The sequence below is a fragment of the Gelidibacter sp. genome (genome assembly GCF_039916245.1).
Taxonomy (GTDB): domain Bacteria; phylum Bacteroidota; class Bacteroidia; order Flavobacteriales; family Flavobacteriaceae; genus Gelidibacter.
In genome coordinates this window covers 1-9,439 of record NZ_JBDSLS010000131.1, presented here as the reverse complement: position 1 = coordinate 9,439, position 9,439 = coordinate 1, and the positions used below count along the sequence as shown (strand labels likewise).

7 protein-coding genes are annotated in these 9,439 nt (G+C 37.5%); 3 read left to right on the top strand and 4 right to left on the bottom strand.

Annotation, left to right across the window (positions count from 1 at the left end; genetic code table 11):
• Window positions 1–695: endonuclease (locus tag ABIQ28_RS06690; RefSeq protein ID WP_348036102.1), on the top strand; the 695-nt coding region annotated here is incomplete at its 5' end.
• Window positions 696–725: 30 nt separating this feature from the next.
• On the opposite strand, the gene ABIQ28_RS06685 is transcribed toward ABIQ28_RS06690, so the two are convergent.
• From ABIQ28_RS06685 to ABIQ28_RS06675, 3 genes are read right to left on the bottom strand one after another with little or no spacing between them, the layout of a single operon-like run.
• The gene (locus ABIQ28_RS06685; RefSeq protein WP_348036101.1) at window positions 726–1,100 is read right to left on the bottom strand and encodes a hypothetical protein; all 375 of its coding nucleotides are present in this window, start codon (window positions 1,098–1,100) and stop codon (window positions 726–728) included.
• A 25-nt stretch (window positions 1,101–1,125) separates the two neighbouring features.
• On the bottom strand, window positions 1,126–2,547 hold the full coding sequence (locus tag ABIQ28_RS06680) for a DUF5689 domain-containing protein (protein WP_348036100.1): 1,422 nt from the start codon (window positions 2,545–2,547) through the stop codon (window positions 1,126–1,128).
• 58 nt (window positions 2,548–2,605) lie between these two features.
• Window positions 2,606–5,368 carry a carboxypeptidase-like regulatory domain-containing protein gene (locus ABIQ28_RS06675; RefSeq protein WP_348036099.1) on the bottom strand — a complete coding sequence of 921 codons (2,763 nt, stop codon included), beginning with the start codon at window positions 5,366–5,368 and terminating at the stop codon, window positions 2,606–2,608.
• Window positions 5,369–5,549: 181 nt separating this feature from the next.
• Here ABIQ28_RS06675 and ABIQ28_RS06670 point away from each other — a divergent pair, with 181 nt between their 5' ends.
• Window positions 5,550–6,602, top strand: a complete 1,053-nt coding sequence (locus tag ABIQ28_RS06670; RefSeq protein WP_348036098.1) for an endonuclease/exonuclease/phosphatase family protein — start codon at window positions 5,550–5,552, stop codon at window positions 6,600–6,602.
• 315 nt (window positions 6,603–6,917) lie between these two features.
• Here the strand turns inward: ABIQ28_RS06670 and ABIQ28_RS06665 are convergent, their stop codons facing one another.
• Window positions 6,918–8,471 carry an aldehyde dehydrogenase family protein gene (locus ABIQ28_RS06665; RefSeq protein ID WP_348036097.1) on the bottom strand — a complete coding sequence of 518 codons (1,554 nt, stop codon included), beginning with the start codon at window positions 8,469–8,471 and terminating at the stop codon, window positions 6,918–6,920.
• Between the two features lie 118 nt (window positions 8,472–8,589).
• Here ABIQ28_RS06665 and ABIQ28_RS06660 point away from each other — a divergent pair.
• The coding region (locus tag ABIQ28_RS06660; RefSeq protein WP_348036096.1) for an isoaspartyl peptidase/L-asparaginase at window positions 8,590–9,439 on the top strand (850 nt) is incomplete at its 3' end.

Here is a 9,439-nt window from a genome sequence, read left to right as displayed (position 1 = left end):
TAATCAAGAGCACTTATTTAGAAGATTATAATTACGGTTTTGTACATTTTAACTCTCCAGATGAGCGTGGTATTGATGTCGCCATGTTATATGATAAGGACTGTTTTACGCTTGAAAACTCAGAAGCTATTGTTCTTCCTATTGAAAGTGAGTTCGGTGTAAAGGGTAATACAAGAGATATTCTTAAGGTAAGTGGCTACTTGAAGGACGAGAAGATTCATGTTTTGGTTAACCATTGGCCCTCCAGACATGAACAGTCGGACAGAACAGGGCATAATCGCATGTTTGCAGCCCAAAAGATACTGGAACTTATTAATGAGATCCTCGCGGATGATGCGGATGCGAAAGTCATTATTATGGGCGATTTTAATGACAATCCTAAGAATAACAGTATTCAATTTTTAAAAAATGAAGCTAGCCTCTATAATCCTATGGAGAAGCTGATGTCTTATAAAAGAGGCAGCGTCAATCATAATTCGAAATGGATGTTGTTTGATCAAATATTGATGACTACTAATTTTTTAGAACCACAGCAAAAAGGACTTAAGTTTTTAAAAGCAGACATTTTTGATGAAACCTTCTTAACTCAAAATTATGGTAACTCTAAGGGCCAGCCTTATAGAACTTATGAGGGAAAAAGATATTTGGGTGGTTTTAGTGATCACTTTCCGGTATATATTCAGTTGAAAAAGTAAAATTCATAATTAGAAAAGCTAGCTTTTAAATTAAAAAACTCTCATAAAAATTAGAGCCAAAAACAAAGCCACAATAGGGATTGACCATAACGTGATAATGCCGTAGTTGGTTTTCTTCTTTTGATTGGCATTCATGATTTTTCGTTTTTTACCGCTGTACTGAATCCAGTTTGTAAAGTAAAGCAGCAATGAAGCGAAGACGAATAATATCCAAGCTTTTGTTGCCGTCATGGTTGCCACGTTCATTTTATGGAAAAACTCGGCGAAAAATACACCTAGAACCAGTAATAACGAGGTTTGTACCAAAGTGATATAATAGATGGCAATCGTGGTGGCCTTCTTTTTATAGTTACCTTTTTTATAATGGTTAAAACTATTGAAAAACAGTTGGTCAAAAATGGTCATATTTAGATAGTTCAGTTAAGCATTCTCATTTTTCCAAAATAAGAATATCATCAATTAAATAGGCGCCCGACAATGAGTTTGCTCTCCCGTTGCCAGTCACTTTGAAGGCAATGTACAACATTCCTTCATAAGATGATAAATCAATTAAACCGGAATCTATAAATTCGTGAGAGTGGCTATTTTGTGAAGGTAAAGTAGCCTCTAAAGGTTGCCAAGTTGCGGCCATCACATTGGCGCCATCATAATCCTTTGAGATTAGCACTTCCAATGTATTGGTAGAAGACCTCACTTGGTATTGGGCAGCCTTAAAGTTTAAATAGGCATACGATTTGGAATTTTTATTATAACCTGGTATAATTAGCCATCCAATGTTTGACGTATTTCCGGAACCCATAGGATTGAACTCAGCAAATTTATTTTCGTCAGAAATCTGCGTTTTCCATATGGCTTTTCCCGTTTGGGCAAAATTGGTCCAACCTTCCTTGTTTACATTGGTATCGTCAACGTCCAATTCAAAATCTTCTTTAAATACGATGTTATAATTTTCAATGCTCATGGGCGTACATCTACTTCCGGTCATGTTAATGCCTTCCAAGTCGTTCAAGACCAATACTATGGCGCTGTCATCAAAAGTTTTTGAGATAATTCCCTTAATTGTCCCATTTCCAGTGGGAAGTAGTGCCTCCTTAAATGCGGCGAAAGAACTCGTTTCCAAGTTAAAATAGGAATACCCAATATCGTTTGAACACGCTTGCATTGCCCTGAGCGTATCAAAATCCTGAGCTGGGTCAAAATACCGTTTGCCCACTAAATCATCCAGAAATTCCACGGCATTGAATTGTACATAAATCCCTAAATGGCCTATATTAACGTCGGAGAATTTAAGATTCAGCGGAACTAATTGCATCGAGTTTTGAGAACGAAGTAGGTGTTGTGCACGTTGGTTTTCAGTCAATCGTTGCACGGTGGTTCCGTATTGATCGGTAGACGTATTACCACCAATGGTTATCATCCCATTTCCAACACGTTCCTCTCCAATATAGAGACCTTTTAATTGAATATAGACTTCTCTTCCCCAATTAAATTGATTATAAATATCCACTTGATTGAGGATGATTTTGATGCCCGCTGTAGGGTTTTCGGGTGCATCCTGTAGAAATACTTCTTTAAAAAAACTACCTTCTTTATCTGAAGAACTGATGTAGGCTTTTATATAAACATCAGTGTCAATTAATACCGGTTTTTTATAATTGTTGGCGTATTTCAATTTCAATTCTGCCATGGAAACTTCAGTAGCACCACGTGATAAAAGCGCGTCCAAAGCTTTGTTTTCTTCAGCACCTAAATTATCAGGAACACTAAAATCATCACTTTGCACGCATGAGATATTGGCGATGGTCAGTGCTGAGATCATAAGAAATGCTAAAAATTTATTTGTTTTGATCATAGCCTTATTGTTTTTGATTCCTAACTGCTTTTTATTTTATGCGGATGGCAACACGTTTTTAGAATCTGACGTAACCGTTTAAAAAGTAAGTTGCACCGCGTCCATACCAATATTTTGACCCAAATACTGGGATGTCATTGCTAGCATCTTTTTTTAACGTTCGATAATTTGCATTCCGACCTTGCTCAAAGCCGCCCGTTTTGTAGGCGACGTCCAAGACGTTGTTGATACTTGCGAAAAAGCCGACGAAATAGTTGTTAATTTTCCATGATTTTCCACCAACAAGATTCACGATCATATAATCATCAAATTTTTCTTGCTTTAAAAGCTGTCGGGCCAACTCAGGATCATAATCATTAAATGGTAAACCATCGGCATCAGCATAAAAGTTGCGTGTTCTTATCAACGGACTGATATCTAAATAAGTGTTGTCAAAAATATTTGCCGTAGCACCAAACCACCAGTAATCTGGATCACGATATTCAAAACCTAAGGAATAGGCTGTTTGAGGGCCACCGGCAAGTCTATAGTTCTTTAAAATGGCCTGCCCAAAATCAAGGCCGTTAACATTGGTAAAGCTTGAGGAGGTTAAATATAAATTCGGATTGTTGGCATAGGTATATTGTCCTACAGCTGCGACGCCTTTTAATTTTATGGTTGGAGTTACTTGTGCTTCCATGCCGAATTCGGCACCAAAATTTGTTTTGTTAATGCCAAACAAAATTTCTTGAACAAACGCTGAAGTTTGGTTTTCGGAGATTTCAAAACTGCTCAATCCGTCAGCATAGTAGAATGAAATTTCATTGGCATCTTCGATTTTTGAATAATAACCTGTCAATTTTGCTTTTACAATGGACGAACGAAAAATATAGCTGGCATCCACCGATGTTATTTTTTCTTGAGTAATGTTTTTAACCACATTGTGATTTTCTCTGGAATTGGAATAGGTATTTCTAAGAGAAGGTGCTTTTGAGATATATCCTGCATTGAAATTTAGCAAGTGTTTTCCTGTGATTTTATAAGTTAATCCACCTTTGGCGCCAAACCCTGTAAAGCTTAATTTCTCGCCTTTTCCAAAAGAATTATCGACATAGATTTCATGTTGATAAAGGCCTTCTCGTTGATAGGTCGTATTTGAAATGCTCAACGCTGCAAATAAATCGACTTTGTTATATTTGAATTGTGCCTGAGCAAATCCAGAAATTACTTGAGCATAAAGAATGTAGTTGTATCTAAAACGATCGCCTTCGCCAACAATACGATTAGGATTTTGTAAATCGTATTGAATGTTATCAAAAGAATCGACATTCAAAACGCCTATTGCTCCCAATAAATCCTTGATCTGAGCAAAATTCTCCGATTTTAAATGGCGATAGTTGATAGAGCTGTTGATCGTGATATGGTCTGTAATATCCGAAGTGAGAATCGTGTTTCCGGTTAGTTGCGTATCATCGTTTCGATCTTCATATAAGGCATAAGCTGCGTTTAAACCACTTATGTTGTTGGTCATATTAGCGTCATATATTCTATTCCAATCAATTTGACCATCTTTTAAAAAGTTTTGCTCCAATTGATAAGCTTTGGCGTAATCAGGGCTTTTTGGATCAGCCAGCGCATAACTTGGCAATTTTTGATAATAGGCAGCACTTGGATTGGCGCCACCAGGATAATCCAAACGACTGTTTCCAGTTTTGCCGAATTGGTACCCCAAATTAGTCTGCAAGGTTGTTTTGTTGCTGAGTTTCCAATAATAATTCAACATCAATATGGGTTCATTTACTTCTTTGACACGTGAGTTGCGTTTTTCGCCATTTTGATAGCCCCAATACTCGTTGTATTTAATGCCTTTTAAATCATAGATTTCTTGTGTGTTTGGAGATGATTTCCCTCTTCGGTTTGGTGCGTAAATCCCAGTAAAATTAAAGCTGTGCTGATCATTTATTTTCTTTTCAACAGATGCAAAAAACGCATTGGAATCATAAAAAGTAGCGTCCTGATAGCCTTCCTCTCCCCAACGTTTTCCAGCAGCGATGGCTATTGCCCAACCGCCTTCCATAAGTCCGGTTGCATAACTTCCAATAGCACGATTGGTATAACTTCTGTCCGATAAAGAATAAGTTATACGTCCGCCTTTTCTATATTCTGAGGCTCTGGTGTCGGTATTAGTCGATCCTAAAGCACCTCCAAAAGTGAAGTTTGAAGGACTTAAATTAGTTGCCAGCTCTTGGTTTCTAAACACATCATTTAAACCGCCCCAATTATTCCACTGCGGTCTGCCATTGTACAATTTGTTCATTTCAATCCCATTAATCAAAACAGAGGCGTTTTCTGAATCAAGCCCTCTCATATTAAAAAATGAAGAGCTAAATTCAAACGCAACCGTCCGTTGGAAAACATCTTGTGAAGATTGTAAGAGTCCCGAAATATTATCTGCACCGCCAGTAGTGTCATCATTTAATTCATCATCTGATAAAGTGATGGTGTATAGGTCGACAGAATCAGCAACGTTGATATCGAGCATCATGTCGCTAATATCTAAGATTTGTCCTTCGTTTATAATGATTGGGAAGCGTTTGGTAATATAACCTCTTTTTTCAACCTTCAGGATGTGTTCTCCTAGTGGAACATTGGACGTAAAGCTGAATTTACCTTCAGCATCGGTTTGTGAAGTTTGCAACGTTTCTTCAATGGTTATTGTGACATTTGGAATGGGCTCATGGTTCATCCCATCAATAACACTTCCTTTTACAACAGTTTCTTGAGCCACGGCAGTAAAGACAGAAAAAAATCCAAATAAGAAAATAGTAGAGCTTTTTTTCATCTGTTTAACTTATGATTTTGGTTAATTCATTGCTTTCTAACGGTCAGGTGTCAATTGATTATTTTGCGTAATAAATTAATTACTAGTTATATAAGTCTCTCAAAGCTACATTATTTATTATAATGATTTACATTTGAGATTAAATTTAGAATGAACACAATTAATATCTAATATCTAAAGAATGAAATTCCGAAACTCACTAATAACGGCTATGTTTTTTCTGTTGGTTTCGAATCTTTGGTGTCAAGAAGCCAAAAAATTTAAGATCCATACCATCGCCTTTTATAATTTGGAAAATTTATTTGATACCATAAATGATCCTACCAAATTTGACGAGGCCAGTCCGATCATGGAGCTAAATACAGGACGATCAGAAGTGTATAAAAAGAAGGTTCATAATATGGCACGTGTTATTGCGGATATTGGTACGGACGACGCGGGTAATGCTCCGGCGATATTAGGTGTAGCAGAAATTGAAAACAGGAGTGTTTTGGTTGATGTGGTCAATGAGCCATTATTAGTTGGAAAAAATTATGGGATTATCCATTATGATTCCCCCGACAATCGTGGCATTGACGTGGGCATGATTTATCAAAAGGCCTTATTTCAGCCGATTTCTTCCAGCAGTCATACCTTGTATATTTATGATGATATGACCAGGAAACGTGTTCATACAAGAGATCAACTTTTAGTGACCGGTAAATTGGATGGCGATTTGATTCATATTATTGTCAACCATTGGCCTTCGCGAAGTGGTGGCGAAGAACGCAGCCGAAGTAAGCGTGTTGGCGCAGCAAAACTCAATAAAAAAATCATCGACTCTTTGCAAATCATCGACCCCTATGCCAAAATTATCATCATGGGCGATTTAAATGACGACCCCATAAATGCCAGCGTTAAAGATGTTTTGAAGGCGAAGGCTAAAAAAGAAGAGGTCGGATTAAAAGGCATTTACAATCCTTATGAAAATTTTTATAAAAGTGGTTTGGGCACCAATGCCTATCGCGATGCGTGGAGTTTGTTTGATCAAATCATGATGACCCAGCCTTTTTTGGAGAAGGATTACACTTCATTTCAATTCTACAAAGCCTTTATTTTTAATAAAAACTATTTGGTCACTAAACGAGGCCGTTGGAAAGGCTATCCGTTTCGAAGTTTTGCAGATGGCGGTTTTACTGGAGGCTTTAGTGATCATTTTCCGGTGTATATCTATCTGATAAAGGAGGTGCAATAGAGATGATATGTTTATTGATGTCAAATTAGGTTAAACCTCTATCTGCACATAGTTACGCAAGTGTGTGATTTAGTGAATCTCACTTTAGCTTCTGAAAATTTTGACACGAATTTTACGAATTCTCACGGATTCATTCGTTCTTTATAAAACAACTTCGTGAAATATTGACTATAAATTTCACGAATGTTACAGGTCTTTAAAACACTTTCGGAACGTTTGTATACTTGATATGGTTCCTTGGTCCATAATTTTTTCTTATAAAAAAAGCCTTCTTCTATTGAAAAAGGCTTTTCTAAAATTATAAATAAATACTTTTTAAAGGTCAAACTTAATTCCTTGCGCCAATGGCAATTGGTCTGAGTAATTAACCGTATTGGTTTGGCGACGCATATATACTTTCCATGCATCAGAACCAGACTCACGTCCGCCACCAGTTTCTTTTTCACCACCAAAGGCGCCACCAATCTCAGCACCAGAAGTTCCGATATTAACGTTTGCAATACCGCAATCTGAACCTGCATAAGACAAGAATTTCTCTGCTTCTTTCAATTCATTGGTCATAATAGAAGAAGATAAACCTTGAACCACGCCATTTTGTTGTTCGATGGCATTTTCGACTTCACCAGAATATTTCATGACATATAAAATTGGAGCAAAAGTTTCGTGCTGTACAATTTCAAAATGATTTTCAGCCTCAATAATTGCCGGCTTAACATAACAACCGCTTTCAAAACCTTCTCCTTCTAAAACACCACCTTCAACAAGAACTTTTCCACCTTCAGCTTTTGCTTTTTCAATAGCTGCTAAATACGTGTTGACAGCATCTTTGTCAATTAATGGCCCAACATGATTGTTTTCATCTAAAGGATTTCCAATTTTTATTTGGCCATAAGCACCAACAATCGCATCTCTTACTTTATCATAAACAGATTCGTGGATAATTAATCGACGAGTTGAGGTACAACGTTGCCCTGCGGTACCAACAGCACCAAAAACAGCACCAGGAACCACCACTTTTAAATCTGCAGTTGGTGTAATGATAATAGCATTATTACCACCTAATTCTAATAAAGATTTACCAAAACGCTCAGCAACCGTTGTTCCGACTATACGGCCCATTCGTGTTGAACCTGTTGCAGAGATTAGAGCAACTTTAGGATCTTTAGTCATAAATTCGCCTACTTTATAATCTCCATTTATAATACAAGAGATGCCTTCTGGTAAATTATTTTCCTTTAATATTCCTGCGATAATATTTTGACAGGCAATAGAGCATAAAGGTGCTTTTTCTGAAGCTTTCCAAACACAAACGTCACCGCAAATCCAAGCTAAAGCCGTATTCCAAGACCAAACAGCAACCGGAAAGTTAAACGCCGAAATAATACCAACAACACCAATTGGGTGCCATTGCTCTCTCATCACGTGACCTGGACGCTCTGAAGGAATCACTTTACCATTTAGCTGTCTAGATAAACCGACTGCAAAATCACAGATATCAATCATTTCTTGGACTTCTCCATAACCTTCTTGTAGGGATTTACCCATCTCGTACGAAACAAGTTTCCCAAGAGGCTCTTTTAACTCTCTTAATTTATTACCAAATTGACGCACAATTTCGCCACGTTGTGGTGCTGGCACATCTCTCCAAGTTTTAAATGCGCTTATCGCTGCATCTATTACTTTATCGTAATCTGCTCTTGTCGTCGTTTTTACTTTGCCAATCAGTTTCCCATCTACTGGAGAATAGCTTTCAATAACTGCTCCATTAGAAAAGTTGTTTGAGCCTGTTGATGTGCCTTCGTTTATATCTTTTACGCCTAATTGTTTTAGGGCTTTTTCAATTCCAAAATCTTTAGCAACTGCTTGCATGTATGTATTTTTTAATTAATTATTGACGTTTGCGAATATAACACTATTATATGGCTTTTTGAAGTTGGGGCTTCTTAAAAAAATACTAACTTTAAAGCTTAATATCAAACTGTTTATCATGAAAAAACTTACTTATTTGTCTTTGTTCTTGCTGTTGTTTTTAGGATGTAAAGACGAGAAAAACACTACTAATTCTGACCAGAATTCATCTAAAGAAAGCGTAAATATAGACGCTCCTTCCTCTAAAAAAATCAATGAATTTGCCATTGTGATTCACGGCGGTGCAGGTACAATTTTGAAGAAAAATATGACACCAGAAGATGAAGCTGCTTATACCGAAAAATTGGAGGAAGCAATACGCGTAGGCTATGAGATTCTTAAAAATGGAGGGACGAGTTTAGATGCCGTCGAAAAAACGGTTAACGTTTTAGAAAATTCGCCGTTATTTAATGCCGGAAAAGGTGCCGTTTTTACAAATGAAGGTAAAAACGAGTTAGACGCTTCTATTATGGATGGAAAAACTTTGAATGCTGGCGCTTCGGCAAGTACAACCACCGTTAAAAATCCGATTAATTTGGCAAGAGCTGTGATGGAGAATTCTCCTCATGTGATGCTCTCCGGAAAAGGTGCGGAGCAGTTTGCAAAAGAGCAGGGTTTGGAACTTGTGGATCCTTCCTATTTTTATACCGAAAGCCGTTTCAAGGCCTTACAAAGAGTAAAGGCTGCTGAAGAAAATGAAGCCACTCGAGATAAAGCAGCATTTTATGATCCAACAATTAAAGATTCAAAATTTGGAACGGTGGGTTGTGTCGCTTTGGATAAAGACGGAAATCTTGCTGCAGGAACATCCACTGGAGGCATGACCAATAAACGTTGGGGACGCATTGGCGATGCACCAATTATCGGTGCGGGAACCTATGCCAATAATGCCACATGTGCCGTGAGTAGTACAGGTTGGGGCGAATATT